The 18,489-nt window shown below is 63.1% G+C and carries 20 protein-coding genes and 1 riboswitch; of the genes, 14 read left to right on the forward strand and 6 right to left on the reverse strand.

The features are described 5' to 3' along the window. Positions 1-5 precede the first annotated feature (5 nt). On the forward strand, positions 6-839 hold the full coding sequence (gene mazG / locus AC07R1_RS21710; protein ID WP_495110926.1) for a nucleoside triphosphate pyrophosphohydrolase: 834 nt from the start codon (positions 6-8) through the stop codon (positions 837-839). Between the two features lie 26 nt (positions 840-865). After that, positions 866-1,405, forward strand: a complete 540-nt coding sequence (locus tag AC07R1_RS21715; RefSeq protein ID WP_103289446.1) for a DUF2058 domain-containing protein — start codon at positions 866-868, stop codon at positions 1,403-1,405. 101 nt (positions 1,406-1,506) lie between these two features. On the opposite strand, the gene AC07R1_RS21720 is transcribed toward AC07R1_RS21715, so the two are convergent. The 4 genes from AC07R1_RS21720 to purM all read right to left on the reverse strand — a co-directional run bounded on the left by AC07R1_RS21720 (position 1,507) and on the right by purM (position 4,422). Then, positions 1,507-1,695 (reverse strand): hypothetical protein, encoded by a 189-nt coding sequence (locus tag AC07R1_RS21720; protein WP_011062706.1) that lies wholly within the window; start codon positions 1,693-1,695, stop codon positions 1,507-1,509. Between the two features lie 284 nt (positions 1,696-1,979). Continuing rightward, positions 1,980-2,693: a DUF3108 domain-containing protein gene (locus AC07R1_RS21725; RefSeq protein WP_011062705.1), complete on the reverse strand. Its 714-nt coding sequence runs from the start codon at positions 2,691-2,693 to the stop codon at positions 1,980-1,982. A gap of 8 nt (positions 2,694-2,701) precedes the next feature. Next, positions 2,702-3,352 (reverse strand): phosphoribosylglycinamide formyltransferase, encoded by a 651-nt coding sequence (gene purN / locus AC07R1_RS21730; RefSeq protein ID WP_123576908.1) that lies wholly within the window; start codon positions 3,350-3,352, stop codon positions 2,702-2,704. A gap of 11 nt (positions 3,353-3,363) precedes the next feature. Continuing rightward, a complete protein-coding gene (gene purM, locus AC07R1_RS21735) occupies positions 3,364-4,422 on the reverse strand; it encodes a phosphoribosylformylglycinamidine cyclo-ligase (protein ID WP_011062703.1) in 1,059 nt (352 codons plus the stop codon). Between the two features lie 370 nt (positions 4,423-4,792). On the opposite strand from purM, the gene AC07R1_RS21740 reads away from it, so the two are divergent. The 6 genes from AC07R1_RS21740 (at position 4,793) to AC07R1_RS21765 (ending at position 10,082) form a co-directional block, all read left to right on the forward strand. Beyond that, positions 4,793-5,833: a DUF2066 domain-containing protein gene (locus AC07R1_RS21740; RefSeq protein ID WP_315868654.1), complete on the forward strand. Its 1,041-nt coding sequence runs from the start codon at positions 4,793-4,795 to the stop codon at positions 5,831-5,833. Between the two features lie 37 nt (positions 5,834-5,870). After that, a complete protein-coding gene (locus AC07R1_RS21745; RefSeq protein ID WP_011062701.1) occupies positions 5,871-6,944 on the forward strand; it encodes an AI-2E family transporter in 1,074 nt (357 codons plus the stop codon). 207 nt (positions 6,945-7,151) lie between these two features. Next, the gene (gene hda, locus AC07R1_RS21750; RefSeq protein WP_007898944.1) at positions 7,152-7,856 is read left to right on the forward strand and encodes a DnaA regulatory inactivator Hda; all 705 of its coding nucleotides are present in this window, start codon (positions 7,152-7,154) and stop codon (positions 7,854-7,856) included. Between the two features lie 223 nt (positions 7,857-8,079). Next, positions 8,080-8,700 (forward strand): C40 family peptidase, encoded by a 621-nt coding sequence (locus AC07R1_RS21755; RefSeq protein ID WP_015636644.1) that lies wholly within the window; start codon positions 8,080-8,082, stop codon positions 8,698-8,700. 164 nt (positions 8,701-8,864) lie between these two features. After that, positions 8,865-9,398 (forward strand): C40 family peptidase, encoded by a 534-nt coding sequence (locus AC07R1_RS21760; protein ID WP_011062699.1) that lies wholly within the window; start codon positions 8,865-8,867, stop codon positions 9,396-9,398. A 21-nt stretch (positions 9,399-9,419) separates the two neighbouring features. Further along, positions 9,420-10,082: a class I SAM-dependent methyltransferase gene (locus tag AC07R1_RS21765; RefSeq protein ID WP_011062698.1), complete on the forward strand. Its 663-nt coding sequence runs from the start codon at positions 9,420-9,422 to the stop codon at positions 10,080-10,082. Positions 10,083-10,084: 2 nt separating this feature from the next. Here AC07R1_RS21765 and AC07R1_RS21770 read toward each other — a convergent pair whose 3' ends face one another. After that, positions 10,085-11,404: a PQQ-dependent sugar dehydrogenase gene (locus AC07R1_RS21770; protein ID WP_065365422.1), complete on the reverse strand. Its 1,320-nt coding sequence runs from the start codon at positions 11,402-11,404 to the stop codon at positions 10,085-10,087. Between the two features lie 70 nt (positions 11,405-11,474). Continuing rightward, positions 11,475-12,056, reverse strand: a complete 582-nt coding sequence (locus tag AC07R1_RS21775) for a hypothetical protein (protein WP_047288455.1) — start codon at positions 12,054-12,056, stop codon at positions 11,475-11,477. A gap of 171 nt (positions 12,057-12,227) precedes the next feature. After that, a riboswitch (cobalamin riboswitch) is annotated at positions 12,228-12,460 on the forward strand. An 81-nt stretch (positions 12,461-12,541) separates the two neighbouring features. Here AC07R1_RS21775 and cobO point away from each other — a divergent pair. Genes cobO through AC07R1_RS21805 form a run of 6 tightly spaced genes read left to right on the forward strand, consistent with a single transcriptional unit; the run spans position 12,542 to position 18,485 of the window. Continuing rightward, positions 12,542-13,153 carry a cob(I)yrinic acid a,c-diamide adenosyltransferase gene (cobO, locus tag AC07R1_RS21780; RefSeq protein WP_015636640.1) on the forward strand — a complete coding sequence of 204 codons (612 nt, stop codon included), beginning with the start codon at positions 12,542-12,544 and terminating at the stop codon, positions 13,151-13,153. Between the two features lie 10 nt (positions 13,154-13,163). After that, the gene (locus tag AC07R1_RS21785) at positions 13,164-14,504 is read left to right on the forward strand and encodes a cobyrinic acid a,c-diamide synthase CobB (RefSeq protein ID WP_495110927.1); all 1,341 of its coding nucleotides are present in this window, start codon (positions 13,164-13,166) and stop codon (positions 14,502-14,504) included. Continuing rightward, a complete protein-coding gene (gene bluB, locus AC07R1_RS21790; RefSeq protein ID WP_015636638.1) occupies positions 14,497-15,147 on the forward strand; it encodes a 5,6-dimethylbenzimidazole synthase in 651 nt (216 codons plus the stop codon). Before AC07R1_RS21785 ends, bluB begins: the two co-directional genes overlap by 8 nt. Next, positions 15,144-16,052 carry an adenosylcobinamide-phosphate synthase CbiB gene (gene cbiB / locus AC07R1_RS21795; protein WP_015636637.1) on the forward strand — a complete coding sequence of 303 codons (909 nt, stop codon included), beginning with the start codon at positions 15,144-15,146 and terminating at the stop codon, positions 16,050-16,052. Before bluB ends, cbiB begins: the two co-directional genes overlap by 4 nt. Further along, positions 16,045-17,037, forward strand: a complete 993-nt coding sequence (gene cobD, locus AC07R1_RS21800; RefSeq protein ID WP_011062691.1) for a threonine-phosphate decarboxylase CobD — start codon at positions 16,045-16,047, stop codon at positions 17,035-17,037. Before cbiB ends, cobD begins: the two co-directional genes overlap by 8 nt. Then, positions 17,034-18,485 (forward strand): cobyric acid synthase, encoded by a 1,452-nt coding sequence (locus AC07R1_RS21805; protein ID WP_342400498.1) that lies wholly within the window; start codon positions 17,034-17,036, stop codon positions 18,483-18,485. The genes cobD and AC07R1_RS21805 overlap by 4 nt, the downstream gene beginning before the upstream one ends. The last annotated feature ends 4 nt before the right edge of the window (positions 18,486-18,489 follow it).

The following is an 18,489-nucleotide window of genomic DNA, read 5'->3' on the forward strand; positions in this document are numbered from 1 at the left end:
AACTGATGTACAGCCTTGAAGACCTGCTCCACCTCATGGCGCGCCTGCGCGACCCGAAGTACGGCTGCCCGTGGGACATCAAGCAGAACTACGCCAGCATCGTCCCCCATACCCTGGAAGAGGCCTATGAAGTGGCCGACGCCATCGAGCGCGGCGACTTCGACCACTTGCAGGGCGAGCTGGGGGACCTGCTGTTCCAGGTGGTGTACTACAGCCAGCTGGCCCGGGAGGAGGGGCGTTTCGAGTTCGACGCGGTGGTGGACGGCATCACGCGCAAGCTGATCCGTCGGCATCCCCATGTATTTCCCACCGGGGACCTGTACGCGCCGCTGGACATCCCGCGGCTCGATGAAGACCAGGTCAAGGAGCGTTGGGAGCAGATCAAGGCCGAGGAGCGCGCGGAGAAGTCCGAGGCTCCCCAGCAGTTGTCCCTGCTCGATGATGTGCCGGTGGCCTTGCCGGCCTTGTCCCGCGCCGCCAAGTTGCAAAAGCGTGCGGCCCAGGTCGGTTTCGACTGGCCCGAAGCCCTGCCGGTGGTGGACAAGGTTCGTGAAGAACTGGATGAAGTGCTGGAAGCCATGGCCGACAACGATGCGGCGGCGATCACCGATGAAATCGGCGACTTGCTGTTTGTCGTGGTCAACCTGGCCCGGCACCTCAAGGTCGACCCGGAAACCGCCCTGCGCGGTGCCAACGCCAAGTTCGACCGACGCTTCCGATTTATCGAGCAGGCATTGCGCGACACTGCCCGTCCCATGGAAGATTGCACCCTCGAAGAGTTGGATGCCCTGTGGGGCGAAGCCAAACGTCAGGAAAAGAATTTGCCCAGCTGCGGCTGAGGCCGTTGCCTAAGTGAGTAAGCACCATGAGCCTTTCCCTTCGCGACCAGTTGCTCAAAGCAGGGCTGGTCAACCAAAAGCAGGCCAAGCAGGTCAGCAAAGACAAGCAGAAGCAGCAGCGCCTGGCCCACAAAGGCCAGATCGAACTCGATGACTCCCAGCAGCGTGCGGCCCAGGAGGCGATGGCCGAGAAGGTCAAGCGCGACCAGGAGCTCAACCGTCAGCAACAGGAAAAGGCCGAGCAGAAAGCCCGCGCGGCGCAGGTCAAGCAACTGATCGAAGTGTCGCGGCTGCCCAAGCTGAACACCGAGGACTACTACAACTTCGTCGACGACAAGAAGGTCAAGCGCCTGTCGGTGAATGCCCTCATGCGTAACAAGCTGAGCAGCGGCTCCCTGGCCATCGTCCACCATGGCGGCGGCTACGAGGTGATTCCGCGGGAAGCCGCGCTGAAGATCCAGGAGCGTGACCCGCGCCGTATCGTGCAGCTCAATACGCCTACCGAGGCGCCGGATGAAGATGATCCGTACGCGGCCTACCAGATCCCCGACGATCTGATGTGGTAAGCCTTGAATAACGACAAACCCCGCTCATGGCGGGGTTTTTCGTTTGTGGGGGAGGCCGTTGATCCGCGTGGAGATCCCGGCACTCCGGCACTGAGGTCGAGTCAGGAGCTCTGGGGCGCGCGGTTCTGCTCGAGTTTTTCCAATTCAGCCTTGTAGCTGTGGGCGTCGCTCTCGGAGTGGAACATACCCACCAGCATGTCTTGTTGATGTACATCCCAGATCCGTACACCCGCGGCTACGCCTTCATGGGACATATGTGAATCGTCGCGTTCAGTTACTTTTACAGTCATCTGCTAGCTCCAATCTCTGTTGATCTGCAGCAAGGCGTGTGCAGGACTCTGTTATATATTTTGTTAGCTTGCTAAGTAAATTGCCTGGCGCTGCAACAAACCTTTGCAGAATCGAAGAAAATCCTGCAGCCCGCGTAAACCGTGACATTTCGCCGCAGGGCGTACCGCTTCATGACAAAAGTTTCATCTTCGAGGGCTTGTGCCGGGGCTTGCTGTGCGGGCGAGGAACCAAATCCCGGGCAAAAAAAAGCCCCGCTTTCGCGAGGCTTCGTGACTGCTGCGGCTCAGCTGCCTTTGACCGTCTTGCCGTCAACGGTGCCGTTGAGGAGCATGATGTTGTACTCCTTGCCGTCGGTTTCCACCTGTTGCAGACGCACCAGCAGGTAATCCCAGTCCTTGGCGAACCACATCACGGTGATGCGTTTGCTCTGTGTCGGGTCGCGAACGCGCTCGACCTTGATCGCATCGATCTGGCCAGCCTTGGTGTCAACCTTCTCCGAGCCCAGGACACGGAAGTCATAGGTGTCGACTTCACCGCCGTCGACCACTTGATAGCTCATGGTCTTCTTGCCGGCTGCCACATCGTGCTGCAGGGCCAGCTGGTAGGTGGATTTATCCACCATGCCGGTGTTCAGCGGCAGCTTGACCGCATCACCACGGTCGGTGCCGGTGACCATCTTGGCTTTCCAGTCGAAATCCAGGTCGGCTTTCTTGGCTTTGCCCAGACCACCACGCTCGAAGCGATAGGACTGGGGCACCAGGGTGTCCTTGTCCAGGGTCAGGGTGCTTTCCTCGCTCAGGCTGGCGATCATCATCGATGCCTTGAAGCTGAGTTTCCACGCACCATTGGCGGTTTTTTCCAGGCTGCGTTCAGCAGTGCCGCTCATGGGCAGTTGCTTCCAGTCGGCGGTGTAGCTGGCGGAGAACGGGTGAAGGTCTGCCGCCTGCACAGCCGGCAGGGCGAACAGAGCGCAAGCGAAGAGCAGGGCGCGACGCATAAAATCTCCTAGGTTCGAATCAAATAGCCGCTGGCGGCCAGTATTTGACCATCCAGTAAAGCACCCTGATCGCCGAGCGTCAGCCGACCTTCGGCAAACCAGCGTACGGCCATGGGGTAAATCCGGTGTTCCTGGACGTGCACTCGCTGCGCCAGGCTCTGCGGCGAGTCGTGCAACTCTACCGGGATCACAGCCTGTACGACCAGAGGGCCGCCATCGAGTTCCTCGGTGACGAAGTGCACGCTGCAGCCATGCTCCGTATCTCCGGCCTCCAGCGCCCGCTGATGAGTGTGTAACCCTTTGTATTTCGGGAGCAGCGAGGGGTGGATATTCAGCAGCCGGCCCTCGTAGTGGCGGACGAATCCGGCGCTGAGAATGCGCATGAATCCGGCCAGGACCACCAGTTTGGGTTGGAAGGTATCGATCAGCTCGATCAGCCCCTGATCGAAGGCCTCCCGGCCTTCGAAGGCGGTGTGATCGAGGAAGCGGGTAGCGATACCCGCGTCCTTGGCGCGCTGCAGGCCATAGGCGTCAGCGCGGTTGGAGATCACGGCGGCGATGCGCACCGGGCTGTCGCCGGTGTGCACGCTGTCGATCAAGGCTTGCAGGTTACTGCCGGTGCCGGACAACAGCACCACAACATCACAGGTCGGCGACATCCGCTCTTGCATCAGTGAGCCTTGAGGTTCTTCAGCTCGACCTGGGCCGCGCCTTCGGCTGCGGTGGCGATCTGGCCGATGACCCATGGCTGCTCACCCGCCTCGCGCAGGACCTTCAGGGCGTTCTCGACCTGATCCTGGGCCACGCAGATGACCATGCCCACGCCGCAGTTCAGCACGCGGTGCATTTCGTGCTCGTCGACGTTGCCTTTTTCCTGCAGCCAGTCGAAGACCGCCGGGCGCTGCCAGCTCGCCACGTCGACCACGGCCTGGGCGCCTTTTGGCAGCACACGCGGGATGTTGTCCAGCAGGCCGCCACCGGTGATGTGGGCCATGGCCTTGACCGCGCCGGTGTCCTTGATCAGCTTCAGCAGTGGCTTGACGTAGATGCGGGTCGGCGCCATCAGCAGGTCGGTCAGTGGTTTGCCGTCCAGCTGGATGCTTTCGATGTCGGCGCCGGAGACTTCGATGATCTTGCGGATCAGCGAGTAGCCGTTGGAGTGCGGGCCGGAGGAGGGCAGGGCCAGCAGGGCATCGCCGGCGGCAACTTTCGAGCCGTCGATGATCTCGGCCTTTTCCACCACGCCTACGCAGAAGCCGGCCAGGTCGTAGTCTTCGCCTTCGTACATGCCGGGCATTTCAGCGGTTTCGCCGCCCACCAGGGAGCAGCCGGACAGCTCGCAGCCAGCGCCGATGCCGGTTACCACTTGGGCTGCGGTATCGACGTTGAGCTTGCCGGTGGCGTAGTAGTCGAGGAAGAACAGCGGTTCGGCGCCGCAGACCACCAGGTCGTTGACGCACATGGCCACCAGGTCGATGCCGATGCTGTCGTGCTTGTTCAGGTTCAGGGCCAGGCGCAGCTTGGTGCCGACGCCGTCAGTGCCGGAGACCAGCACCGGTTGCTTGTAGCCGGCCGGGATTTCGCAGAGGGCGCCGAAACCGCCCAGGCCGCCCATGACTTCCGGGCGCGCAGTGCGCTTGGCGACGCTCTTGATGCGTTCGACCAATGCTTCACCGGCGTCGATGTCTACACCGGCGTCTTTGTAGCTCAGGGAGGGTTGCTTGCTCATGATCCAGGCCTTTAGGGGGGATTCAGGGGTATCGACCGAACCAGTGAGACTGCCGGAAACACAGGAAAAGCGTTTCAGGGTGCCCAGCTGATGCCGGTCTGCGAAGGCGCGCGATTTTATCAGGCTTGAGGGGCAGCGGCCATCCTCGGGCCGACGGGGAGAGGCATATCCTGTTAAAAAAACCGCGATTGGTCGTGTTGGTGCTCCTGCCCATGCCTGTATAAGGTATAGCGCTCAAGTGGCTATCGTTATGACAGCGCGAAAACTATCGGGCGCCGGGTGAATGTTTTGCCCAGGCTTGTGGTCACAGCCTTGCTCGCCGCGGTTCAAGTGCGCTGTTTCAATCGTTTTCTGTCGTCGGGAATCTTCCATGCGTCTGGGTAAATTTCTGTTTGTGGGCTGTTTGTCATTGGTCAGCCTGGCGAGTCATGCCGAAACCCTCAATGGCCTGTATCAAGTGCGTGAGCCTGTGAGCAGCCAGTCGCCCGAAGAGCGCGACCAGGCCACGCAGCGGGCCCTGGAAACCCTGGTGCTGCGCCTCACTGGCGACGCCAAGGCCGCCCAGGGGCCAGGGCTGGCGGCGATCCGCAAGGACCCGCAGCAGATCATCAGTCAGTACGGCTACGACGCCGGCCCGCCGGAAAGCCTGCAGGTGGATTTCGATCCGGTCACCACCGATCGCGCCCTGCGTCAGGCCGGGCTATCGCTCTGGGGCAACAACCGGCCGTCGATCATCGGCTGGTGGCTGAGTGATTCCACCGAAGGCTCGAGCCTGGTGGGTGATGGCCAGGCCAGCGCGGCGCCCTTGCGGCGTGCGGCTCAACATCGTGGCTTGCCCCTGCGCCTGCCGCTGGGGGATCTGAACGAGCAGATCGTCGCCACGGCGCCGAATCTTGAAGGTTCCGATCCGGCGCCGCTGCGTGAAGCCTCCGAGCGTTACGGTGCTGATGCGTTGCTGGCGGTACATGCCCGGGAAGAAGGTGGCCAATGGCAAGCCAAGTGGCGGCTGTGGCTGGGCGATCAGAAGGAGCAGGGCACTGTCCAGGGCGCCGATACCGCGGCCCTGGCCGATGGGGTGTTGCTGGCGGTGAGCCAGCGTCTGGCGCCCCGTTTTGTCACTCGTCCTGGTGCTTCCAGCGAGCAGTTGCTGGAAGTGCAGGGCATGACTCTGGAGCATTACGCGGCCCTTGGGCACTTGCTGGAGCCTTTTGGTGCGCAGTTGCAGAGCGTTGACGGTGATCGGATCGTCTATCGCGTCAACGGCAGTGCGGAGCAGCTGCGGGCGCAACTGTCGCTGGCCAAGCTGCAAGAGATTCCGGCGGGTGAAGCGCCTGCGCCGCAAGCTCCTGTACAAGGCGCTGAAGGGACCGCCCCGGTGGCGCCGCAGGCCCAACTGCGTTTTCGTTGGTAGCAGATTGTTTCCTTCTATATAGAAGCTGGAGAGGTATATGGCTGATACGCGTCGTTGGGTCTGGTTGGGTGTCGTGCTCCTGGCCTGCGGGTTCGTCTACCTGCTGCACCCGATCCTCAGTCCGTTCCTGGTGGCGTTGTTGCTGGCCTACCTGTTCGATCCGCTGGTGGACCGGCTGGAGCAATGGGGGTTGTCGCGGACCTGGGGCGTGGTGGCGGTATTCGCCTTGTTCACCCTGATCGTCATGACCCTGCTGCTGGTGCTGGTGCCCATGCTGGCCAAGCAGTTGGTGCGGCTCTATGAACTGGCGCCGCAGATGCTCGATTGGGTCCAGCACAGCGCCATGCCCTGGGTGCAGTCCAAGCTCGGTCTGGCGGACGGCTTCTGGAAGTTCGACAAGGTCAAGGCGGCCATCAGCGAGCACATGGGCCAGACCACCGATATCGTCGGCGTGGTGCTGAGCCAGGCAACGGCTTCGGGCCTGGCGCTGATCGGCTGGCTGGCCAATCTGGTACTGATCCCGGTGGTCAGCTTCTATCTGCTGCGGGACTGGGACTTGATGATGGCCAAGATCCGCAGCCTGTTGCCACGCAGTCGCGAAGAGCAGGTGGTGTCTCTGGCCGGGGAGTGCCATGAAGTGCTGGGGGCTTTTGTTCGCGGGCAATTGCTCGTGATGCTGGCTCTCGGGGTGATCTACGCCGCGGGCCTGATGCTGGTGGGGCTGGAGCTGGGGCTGTTGATCGGTCTGATTGCCGGTCTGGCGGCAATCGTGCCGTATATGGGCTTTGTCATCGGCATTGGCGCGGCGCTGATTGCCGGGCTGTTCCAGTTCGGTGGCGACCTGTATCCGATGATCGGCATTGTCGCGGTATTCATGGTGGGGCAAGCCCTTGAGGGCATGGTGCTGACGCCGTTGCTGGTGGGCGATCGCATCGGCCTGCACCCGGTGGCGGTGATCTTTGCCATTCTTGCCGGCGGCGAACTGTTCGGTTTTACCGGGGTGCTGCTGGCGCTGCCGGTGGCAGCGGTGATCATGGTGCTGGTGCGCCATGTGCATGATCTGTACAAGGATTCGGATCTCTACAGCGGTGCTGAAGACCCCGAGTTGTAAAGGGGCGCGCGGGCCTGCGTGACGGTTGGCGGCGCTTGGCTGGCCGTCACGGTAGCTGTCAAGGAACGCCCTTCGATTGCGTTTGGCTGTCGCAAACCTTTGATTTTGCTTGTGGTCTGCTGCATTGTGCGCTCGGCGTCACGGGTATAAACTTTGCAAACTTTACACAGAGGCCACTAACGGTTCGTTTGGAACTGTTCAGTCAGCATGAAACCGATTCAGCTGCCCCTAGGTGTGCGTCTGCGTGATGACGCCACCTTCATCAACTACTACCCAGGCGCCAATGCCGCAGCACTCGGCTACGTCGAGCGCCTCTGCGAAGCCGACGCCGGTTGGACCGAAAGCCTGATCTACCTCTGGGGCAAGGATGGCGTGGGCCGCACGCACTTGCTGCAGGCCGCGTGCCTGCGTTTCGAGCAGTTGGGGGAGCCGGCGGTGTATCTGCCGCTGGCGGAGCTTCTGGATCGCGGTATCGAGATTCTCGACAATCTGGAACAGTATGAGCTGGTCTGCCTGGATGACCTGCAGGCAGTGGCTGGCAAGGCGGATTGGGAAGAAGCGCTGTTTCATCTGTTCAACCGCTTGCGCGACAGTGGTCGGCGCCTGTTGATCGCGGCCTCGACCTCGCCTCGCGAGTTGCCGGTGAAGCTGGCGGATTTGAAGTCCCGCCTGACCCTGGCACTGATCTTTCAGATGCGCCCGCTCTCCGACGAAGACAAATTGCGTGCCTTGCAGCTAAGGGCATCCCGCCGGGGGCTGCATCTGACCGACGAGGTCGGGCATTTCATCCTGACCCGCGGTACCCGCAGCATGAGTGCCCTGTTCGAGCTTCTCGAGCGCCTCGACCAGGCTTCGTTGCAGGCCCAGCGCAAGCTGACCATCCCTTTTCTGAAAGAGACCCTGGGCTGGTAAAGACAAGGCTTCCAGGGCTTTCGGGGGCGACCTTCGGCATATTCCAGGCGCCAGAAAATGCACCTTTGGAAGGGTTTCCAGAGGCGGGCGGACTTAAAATGGGCTTAAAGCCTTAGATGTACGGAAGAAACTCATAAGTCACATTCTGATCGATTGAATTTGCAAATGAGGGCGATAGAAGGCATAGTCGCGTCTTCTATTATTTCAAGCCACGGTCGTGCCCATGCTAAATCGCTTCGCACCCCTCGTGCCTCTCGCACTCGTCACCCTGTTGTTTGGTTGCGCCTCCCACACTCCGGTGTCCCAGCAGCAACCTGTCCAGCAGGCTCAAGTCTCCGTCAAAAACCAGTCTTCCGCTGTTTATCAGGAAGAGCTGGCAACTGAAAAGGAACTGGCAGAGTTCTCTGACAGCAAGCCTTACCAGTTGCCAGTTCTGGCTGACAGCATCCTCGAGCGCGGCATGTCCCTGATCGGTACCCGTTACCGTTTCGGCGGTACCTCGGAAGCCGGCTTCGATTGCAGCGGTTTCATCGGTTATCTGTTTCGTGAAGAGGCGGGCATGAACCTGCCGCGTTCCACTCGCGAAATGATCAACGTGAAAGCGCCTCTGGTAGCGCGCAACAATCTCAAGCCGGGTGATCTGCTGTTCTTCAGCACCAACGGCCGTGGGCGCGTCAGCCACGCAGGTATCTACCTGGGCGATGACCAGTTCATCCACTCCAGCAGCCGTCGCAGTGGCGGTGTGCGGGTCGACAGCCTGGGCGATAGCTACTGGAGCAAGACCTTCATCGAAGCCAAGCGCGCACTCGCCATGGCTCCAACCGTGGTCACTGCACGCAAATAAGCGGACTATTTGTAGGGCGAAGTTAAAGTCTTACTTGAAGTTTGGCGTGTAGGCGCTAGAATCCTGATCTATTGTTGAAACTAACCGCGTAAGCCTTGCTTACGCGGTTTTGTTTTCAGTGCCACGGCAGAGAAAGCCGCATCCCGATCAGGATTGTCCAGCTTATGTCGACCTCAGCCCGTTTTGCTCTTATTGCCCTCGCAGCGCTGCTCAGCGCCTGTGCCAGCCGTACCCCGCCGCCTGCGCCTGTGGTGCGTGCTCCGGTGTTCAACTCCTCCCAAACCTTCTCTCCGGTTGCCGAAGACGTGCTGTTCCGCGCCCTTGGGCTGGTGGGCACGCCTTATCGCTGGGGCGGCAACACCCCGGATTCCGGTTTCGACTGCAGTGGCCTGATCGGTTACGTCTACCGCGATGCGGCGGGTATTTCCCTGCCGCGTTCAACCCGGGAAATGATCGGCATGCAGGCGCCGGATGTGGGCAAGAACGCGCTGCAGACCGGCGATCTGATCTTCTTCGCCACCAATGGCGGCTCCCAGGTCAGCCATGCGGGCATCTACGTGGGGGAAGGGCGCTTCGTGCATGCGCCGGCCACTGGCGGCACGGTGAAGCTCGACAGCCTGTCCAAGGCCTATTGGCAGAAGGCCTACCTGAGCGCCAAGCGCGTCCTGCAGCCAGAACACCTGGCGCGCAATCCCTAATCTTCTCTGGTCGAGGTGCCTGTGACCGCTCGGACGCTGAACCTCGACGATGCCCTCTACCATTACCTGCTGGACGTTTCCCTGCGTGAAACGCCCCTGCTGCGTCGTCTGCGGGATGAAACCCAGGCATTGCCCACCGCCCGTTGGCAGGTGGCGCCCGAGCAGGGCCAGTTCCTCGCGTTGCTGGTGAAGTTGACCGGCGCCCGTCGCGTGCTGGAGGTCGGCACCTTCACCGGCTACAGCGCCCTGTGCATGGCCCAGGCGCTGCCTGAAGACGGCTCTCTGATCTGCTGCGACATTCCCGGCGACTACAACGCTACGGCCCTGCGCTACTGGCAGGAGGCGGGGGTGGGCCAGCGCATCGAACTGCGCCTGGCCCCGGCCCTGGATACCCTGGCCAGCCTGGAGCGAGCGGGGCAGCTTGGCTGTTTCGACCTGATCTTCATCGATGCCGACAAGGCCAACTACCCGGCCTACCTGGAGGCCGCGCTAGGCCTGCTGCGCGTTGGCGGGCTGCTGGTGTTCGACAACACCCTGTGGAGCGGGCGCGTGCTGGAGACCGATTCCCTGAGCGAGGATACCCGAGCCATCCAGGCGCTCAATCGCGCCTTGAAGGATGACTCGCGTATCGATCTGTCGCTGCTGCCGCTGGGAGATGGTCTGACGCTGTGCCGCAAGCGTTGAGCCTAGGGGGCTTTGGCGGCGGAGACTCGCCAGATCTTGTTGCCCACATCGTCGGCCACCAATAACCCGCCTTGCTGGTCGATCACCACTCCGACCGGGCGTCCCATGGCTTTCTCGTCGGCATTGAGAAAGCCGCTAAGCACATCGATCGGCGCTCCATTGGGCTTGCCGGCGCTGAATGGCACGAAAACCACCTTGTAGCCGCTATGAGGCTTGCGATTCCAGGAACCGTGCTGGCCGATGAAGGCGCCTTCGGTGAAGGGGGCGGGGAGCTTGCTGCCGTCGGCGAAGGTCAGCCCCAGCGACGCGGTGTGCGGGCCTACCGCGTAGTCCGGGGCGATGGCCTTGGCCACCAGGTCGAGGTTCTGCGGCTTGACCCGTACATCCACATGTTGCCCGTAGTAGCTGAAGGGCCAGCCATAGAACGCGCCATCCTTGACCGAGGTGATGTAGTCCGGCACCAGGTCGCTGCCGATTTCGTCCCGCTCGTTGACTGCGGTCCAGAGTGCGCCGCTGGCCGGCTCCCAGGCCAGGCCATTGGGGTTGCGCAGGCCGGTGGCGAACAGGCGGTGCTGGCCGCTTTCACGGTCCACCTCCCAGATCGCCGCTCGGCCTTGCTCCTTGTCCAGGCCGTTTTCGCCGACGTTGCTGTTGGAGCCCACGGTGACGTAGAGCTTGCTGCCGTCCTTGCTGGCGATAACGTTCTTGGTCCAGTGATGGTTGAGGGTGCCGCCGGGCAGGTCGACCACCTTGGTGGCGGCTGCGCTGATCTGGGTGTCGCCGCTCTGATAGGGAAAGCGCAGTAGCTTGTCGGTATCGGCCACATACAGGTCATTGCCCACCAGGGTCATGCCAAAGGGCGAATTGAGGTTCTCCAGAAACACTGTGCGGGTCTCCGCCACACCATCGTGATCCTGGTCCCTTAGCAGGGTGATGCGGTTGGCGCTGGGCACGGCCGCCCCGGCACGGCCCATGATCTTGCCGGCGATCCAGCCGCGAATGCCCTGGCTGTCATCCGGTTTGGGCGGGGCGTTGGTTTCCGCCACCAGCACATCGCCATTGGGCAGGACGTAGAGCCAGCGTGGATGGTCGAGGTTCTCGGCGAAAGCCTTGACCTGGGTGCCGGCCGCGGCCTGGGGTTTTGCACCTTGCGGCCAGCCGATGGCGGGGGCGATGTTGACCGTGGGGATCAACGTCGGGTTGGGTTCCGGCAGCTTGGGGTTGGGGCCGGTGCCGTCGGACACCTGCAGGCTGGAAGTTTCGCCGCAGGCGGCGAGGCCGGCGGCGATGGCGATCAGTAGGCTGTGCTGAAGCTTGAGCATGCGAATTTCCCTATGAGTGCACGGACGTCGTAGTCATAGAGAAGCATAGCCAGTCGATGGTTCCGCCCGATCAGCGGGCCTCCTTGAAGAGCACGGCGACGCCCGGGTGGTAGTGGCCGGCCTCGTTGTGCAGCTTGCGATAGGCGTAGGGGAAGTACCAGGCCACGGCGCAACAGTGCTCTTTCTGCAGTTCGTCGAGCATGTCCTGGAGCTCTTCCGGGGTAGCGCTGTGCTGGGATTTTTGTGGGGCAACGAACAGGCAACCCAGTCTCAGGTCGCTGGCGTAGCTGATCTTTCTTGCATCCTGGGCAACGTCCAGCAGTGCCTGGGTCAGGTTCAGGCTGTTGACCCTTGGCCAGCGCTGGGTGGCGTGGATGTAGGCGCGCTCTTCCTTGGTGGCCAGGTACAGGTCGGTGCGGGCGTTGCGCGCACCTTCTTCCTGCTGTTTCCTGCTGGGGCTGTGTTCCAGGCTGACCATCTCGGCCATCCAGGCCGCCGCGCTGAGCAGCCCGAGATTGGCCTGCTCGTCGAACCAGTAGGGCGTTTCGTTATCGCCGCGAACCGCGTTGTAGCGATCGATGCAATCGAACCAGCGTTCCAGCATCGGGCGCAGGAATTCCAGCTTCGGATTGCTGATGATCATGCCTTGCATCGAACTCACCCCTTATTGTTGTGTGGTTGGCGCCTGGGGCGCTGAAAAGTGGCTATTTGATATCATTGCTCTGAGTGTGGCACAAGATTGGCGTCAGTTTATTGATGCAGTGCAGTTTTGTGCCGGGGGCGACGGCCGGCTTTAATTGACGCTCCACCCCCAACCCTCTAACCTTCGCGACTTGTTTCAGGTGCTCTGTGGCCGGTGGCCGACAGAGTGAAACAGGGAAGCCGGTCAGGGTCTGTTCCAGTGATGGAGCCGACGACGATTCCGGCGCTGCCCCCGCAACGGTAGATGAGTCAAGACTGCGCCTGACGCCACTGTGTCAATGACACGGGAAGGCGCGCAGTCCGGCAGCCATGCCGCTCATGAGCCCGGAGACCGGCCTGATCCATCCAACGGCATCACGGTGGGCGATGCCAGGCTAGCGCCGTCTGTTCCTTTTCCCTGCCCCCCGTTCCCCAGCCCCAACGGAGAGCTGCCCCATGAGTGAATCCCCCGATCGTGACGAGCGCCATCTGGCGCGCATGTTGCGCAAAAAAGCCGTGATCGATGAACGCATTGCCAACTCGCCCAACGAATGCGGCCTGCTGCTGGTATTGACCGGCAACGGCAAGGGCAAGAGCAGCTCGGCCTTCGGCATGCTGGCGCGGTCCATGGGCCACGGCATGCAGTGTGGCGTGGTGCAGTTCATCAAGGGGCGTAATAGCACCGGCGAAGAACTGTTCTTCCGGCGTTTCCCCGAGCAGGTGCGCTTTCACGTGATGGGCGAAGGCTTTACCTGGGAAACCCAGGATCGCCAGCGCGATATCGCTGCGGCTGAAGCCGCCTGGGCGGTTTCCAGGGAGTTGCTGAGCAACCCGGATATTGGCCTGGTGGTGCTCGACGAGCTGAACATTGCCCTCAAGCACGGCTACCTGGACCTGGATCAGGTGCTCAGTGACCTGCAGGCACGTCCGCCCATGCAGCATGTGGTAGTGACCGGTCGCGGCGCCAAGCCGGAGATGATCGAGCTGGCCGATACCGTGACCGAGATGGGCATGGTCAAGCACGCCTTCCAGGCCGGGATCAAGGCGCAGAAAGGTGTCGAGCTGTGAGCGTGAATTCATGACTGATGTTCGTCATTGCCCGGCAGTGTTGATCGCCGCACCGGCTTCCGGCCAGGGCAAGACCACGGTGACCGCGGCCCTTGCCCGCTTGCACCGCAACCGGGGGCGCAAGGTTCGGGTCTTCAAGTGCGGCCCGGATTTCCTCGACCCGATGATTCTTGAGCGCGCCAGTGGTGCTGCGGTGTACCAGTTGGACATGTGGATGGTGGGCGAGCAGGAAAGCCGCCGTCTGCTCTGGGAGGCGGCGGGAGAGGCCGACCTGATTCTGATCGAAGGGGTCATGGGCCTGTTCGATGGCACCCCTTCCAGCGCCGATCTGGCGCGGCATTTCGGCGTGCCGGTGCTGGGGGTGATCGATGGCACCGCCATGGCCCAGACCTTCGGCGCCCTGGCTCTGGGCCTGGCGCGCTACCAGCCGGACCTGCCGTTTGCCGGGGTGCTGGCCAACCGGGTTGGTACCCTGCGCCATGCGCAGTTGCTGGAAGGCAGCCTGACGGAAGGCTTGCGCTGGTATGGCGCCTTGTCCCGGGAAACCGATATCGAGCTGCCCAGCCGCCATCTGGGGCTGGTGCAGGCCAGCGAGCTGAATGATCTGGACCTGCGCCTGGATGCCGCAGCCGAGGCCCTGGCCAGCAGTTGCCAGGTGGAACTGCCGCCAGCGGTGAGTTTTGCCGCGCCCACGCCGGTGGCTTGCGCGCCGCTGCTCAAGGGCGTGCGGATTGCCGTGGCGCGGGACGAGGCGTTTGCCTTCACCTATGGCGCCAGCCTCGATCTGTTGCGAGCCATGGGGGCGCACTTGAGCTTCTTCTCGCCGATCCACGATACCCAGCTGCCCGACGCGGACAGCCTGTACCTGCCCGGCGGCTATCCCGAGTTGCACCATCAGGCCCTGGCCCGCAACAGCAGCATGCTGCAGGCCATTCGTGCCCATCACGCGGCTGGCAAGCCGCTGCTCGCCGAGTGCGGCGGCATGCTCTACCTGCTGGACTCCCTGACCGATGTCGAAGGCCAGCGTGCCGAGCTCCTGGGCCTGCTGCCCGGAGATGCGGTAATGCAGAAGCGCCTGGCGGCACTGGCCTTGCAAGCGGTGGATTTGCCCGAAGGCAGTCTGCGCGGCCACACCTATCACCATTCCCTGACCAGCAGCGAGCTGCTGCCCATCGCCCGTGGGCTCAGCCCCAACGGCGGGCGCGGCGCGGAAGCGGTGTATCGCCAGGGGCGGATGACGGCCTCTTACGTGCACTTCTATTTCCCGTCCAATCCGGCGGCGGTGGCGGCGTTGTTTGCGCCGGGCGCGCCTGTTGAGCCGGTTTTAGCCGAGGGCGTGGCGGGTGAGTGAGCAGGGGTTCTCTGAGGCGCAGCGCGAGGGGGTCTACCGGGCCATCGCCGAGCGCCGCGACATGCGTCATTTCGCGGGTGGCAGTGTCGAGCCGGCAGTGCTGCGGCGCTTGCTGGAAGCAGCGCATCAGGCGCCCAGTGTCGGGCTGATGCAGCCCTGGCGTTTTATTCGCATCAGCGACCGGCTGTTGCGCAAGCACATCCAGCAGTTGGTGGAGGCGGAGCGGGTGCGCACCGCCCAAGCCCTGGGTGAGCGTTCCGACGAGTTCATGAAGCTCAAGGTCGAAGGCATCAACGATTGTGCCGAGGTGCTGGTGGCCGCCTTGATGGATGACCGCGAACGACACATCTTCGGCCGTCGGACCCTGCCGGAGATGGACCTGGCATCCCTGTCCTGCGCCATCCAGAACCTGTGGCTGGCGGCCCGCAGCGAAGGCCTGGGAATGGGGTGGGTGTCTTTGTTCGATCCTCAGGCCCTGGCCGATCTGCTGGGGCTGCCGGCAGGTGCCAAGCCCGTGGCCGTGCTGTGCCTGGGCCCGGTCACCGAATTCTACCCGGCGCCGATGCTGGCACTGGAAGGCTGGGCGCAACCGCGGCCGCTGAGTGAGTTGTTGTATGAGAATTACTGGGGAGTGAGTCAATGAGTGTGGCCTTGCTGAGTGTCGCCGGGGTCGCGCTGGATGCGCTGCTGGGCGAACCCAGGCGCTGGCATCCGCTGGTGGCGTTCGGCCGTGTGGCCGATCGTATCGAGCAACGTTTCAACTCCGCCGGCCGTGGCTGGCGCAGCCATGGCGTCACCGCCTGGGTGCTGGCGGTGGTGCCCCTGACCCTGGTGGCCACAGCGCTGTCCTGGTTGCCCTACGTCGGCTGGCTGGTGGAAATCCTGGCGTTGTACTGCGCCTTGGGCCTGCGCAGCCTCGGCGAGCATGTGGAGCCGGTGGCCCAGGCGTTGCGCAGTGACGATCTGGAAGAAGCGCGCCGCCGGGTGGGGTTTCTGGTGAGTCGCCAGACCAGCGAGCTGGACGCCACCGAAGTGGCCCGCGCGGCCACCGAATCGGTGCTGGAAAACGGCAGCGATGCGGTGTTCGCTGCGCTGTTCTGGTTTGCCGTGGCCGGCGCGCCCGGGGTGGTGCTCTACCGTCTGAGCAATACCCTGGATGCGATGTGGGGCTACCGCAACGAGCGCTTCGAACGCTTTGGCTGGGCTGCGGCGAAGATTGACGACCTGCTCAATTACATTCCCGCGCGCCTGGTGGCCCTGACTTATGCCTTGCTGGGCAAGACCCGGCTGGCACTCAAGTGCTGGCACCGCCAGGGCCCGACCTGGGACAGCCCGAATGCTGGCCCGGTGATGGCGGCCGGGGCGGGCGCCCTGGGAGTGGAACTGGGTGGCGCAGCGATTTATCACGGTGAGCTGCATCAGCGCCCGCAACTGGGTGAAGGCGAGCCGGCCAGTGCCGGTTCCATTGATCGTGGCTGGCAGCTGGTGCAGCGGGGTGTCTGGCTGTGGCTGCTGATTCTTTGCCTGGGGGCTGAATTCTATGCTTGAGCACGGCGGACGACTGCGCAAGGCGGCCGAGCAATACGGGATTGCCGAAGATGCCTGGCTGGACTTGTCCAGCGGGTTGGCGCCCTGGCCGTTTCCCCTGCCGCCCATTGCGCTGCGTGCCTGGGCGCGCCTGCCGGAAACCGATGACGGACTGGAACAGGCGGCCCGCGAATACTATGGCGCCAGTGAAGTGCTGCCGGTGGCCGGCTCCCAGGCAGCAATCCAGTTGCTGCCGCGCTTGCGTCGAGCGGGCAAGGTCGGTGTGCTGTCGCCCTGTTATGCCGAGCATGCCGAAGCCTGGCGCCGCAGCGGCTACCGGGTACGCGAAGTGCTGGAGCAGGAAGTGGATTTCTTCCTCGACAGCCTCGATGTGCTGGTGGTGGTCAACCCGAACAACCCTACCGGACTGAGCCTGACCCCGGAGCGCCTGCTGGACTGGCACGCGCGCCTGGCTCAGCGTGGCGGCTGGCTGGTGGTGGATGAAGCCTTCATGGACAACACCCCGCACCTGAGCCTGGCCCGCCACGCCCATCAGGTGGGGCTGATTGTGTTGCGTTCGTTCGGCAAGTTCTTTGGCCTGGCCGGAGTACGCCTGGGTTTTGTCCTGGCCGAGCGCCGGCTGCTCAAACTGCTGGCGGAGCAGGTCGGACCCTGGGCAGTCAGCGGGCCGACCCGGGTGGTGGGGCAGGCCTGCCTGCGCGATACCCAGGGGCACGCCCGGCAAAGGTTGCGCAGCGAAGCGGCGAGCGAGCGTTTGGTTGAAGTCCTCGAGCGCCATGGTCTCAAGCCCCAGGGCGGTTGCGCGCTGTTTCAGTGGCTGATCAGTGCCGAGGCCGAATCGCTTTATCACTTCATGGCGCGCCGCGGCATTCTCCTGCGGCTGTTCACTCATAACAGCAGCCTGCGCTTCGGCCTGCCCGCCGAGGAGGCCGATTGGGATCGCCTGGAACAGGCGCTGCAGGCCTATCGCAAGGAATATCCATGAGCACTCTGATGGTTCAAGGCACCACCTCGGATGCCGGCAAGAGCACCCTGGTGACGGCCCTGTGCCGTTGGCTGCGGCGCCAGGGTGTCAGCGTGGTGCCGTTCAAGCCCCAGAACATGGCCCTCAACAGTGCGGTGACTGCCGATGGCGGCGAGATCGGCAGGGCCCAGGCCGTCCAGGCCCAGGCGGCCAATCTGGCGCCCCACACCGACATGAACCCGGTGCTGCTCAAGCCCAACAGCGATACCGGCTCTCAGGTAATCATTCACGGCCGCGCCGTGACCAGCATGAACGCCGTGGCCTATCACGACTACAAGGCCATCGCCATGCAGGCCGTACTGGCTTCCCATGAGCGCCTGAAAAGCGCTTATCAGGTGGTGATGGTGGAAGGCGCCGGCTCGCCGGCGGAGATCAACCTGCGGGCCGGCGATATTGCCAACATGGGCTTTGCCGAGGCGGTGGACTGCCCGGTGCTGCTGATCGCCGACATCAACCGCGGTGGGGTCTTCGCCCATTTGGTGGGCACCCTGGAACTGCTGTCTCCCAGTGAGCAGGCCCGGGTAAAGGGCTTCATCATCAACCGCTTTCGTGGCGACCTGGCGTTGTTGCAACCGGGCCTGGACTGGCTGGAGGCCCGCACCGGCAAGCCGGTGATCGGCGTGCTGCCCTATGTCCTGGACCTGCACCTGGAAGCCGAGGACGGTATCGACCAACGCCAGGTGGGCAAGGTCGAACAGTTGCTCAAGGTGGTGGTGCCGGTGCTGCCGCGCATCAGCAATCACACGGATTTCGATCCGTTGCGCCTGCATCCTCAGGTCGACTTGCAATTCATCGGCCCCGGCCAGGCGATTCCTGCTGCCGATCTGATCATCCTCCCCGGCTCGAAAAGCGTACGGGGCGATCTGGTCTACCTGCGCAGCAACGGCTGGGATCGAGCGATTGCCCGCCACCTGCGCTACGGCGGCAAAGTGCTGGGCATCTGCGGTGGCCTGCAAATGCTTGGCGAGCAGGTGCATGACCCGCTCGGGCTCGAAGGCGCTGCGGGCTCCAGCCCCGGCCTGGGCCTGCTGGCATTTGAAACCGTGCTCGAAGAAGAGAAACAGCTGCGTAACGTCAGCGGTCGCCTGAGCCTGGAGAATGCCGCGGTCAGTGGTTATGAAATTCACGCCGGGGTCACTCGCGGGCCGGCCCTGGAGCTGGCCGCCGTGCAACTGGACGACGGTCGCAGCGATGGCGCCTGCAGCGCCGACGGGCAGATCCTCGGCACCTACCTGCACGGTCTGTTCGAAACCCCTGCGGCCTGCAGTGCGCTGTTGCGCTGGGCCGGGCTCGAAGCGGTGCAGGAGGTGGATTACCACGCCTTGCGTGAACGCGATATCGAGCGTCTGGCGGACCTGGTGGAGCATCACCTGGACACCGCTGCACTGCGTCGGCTCTGTGGCCTTTGAGCGC

This window comes from Pseudomonas sp. GW821-FHT07F01 (assembly GCF_059418825.1).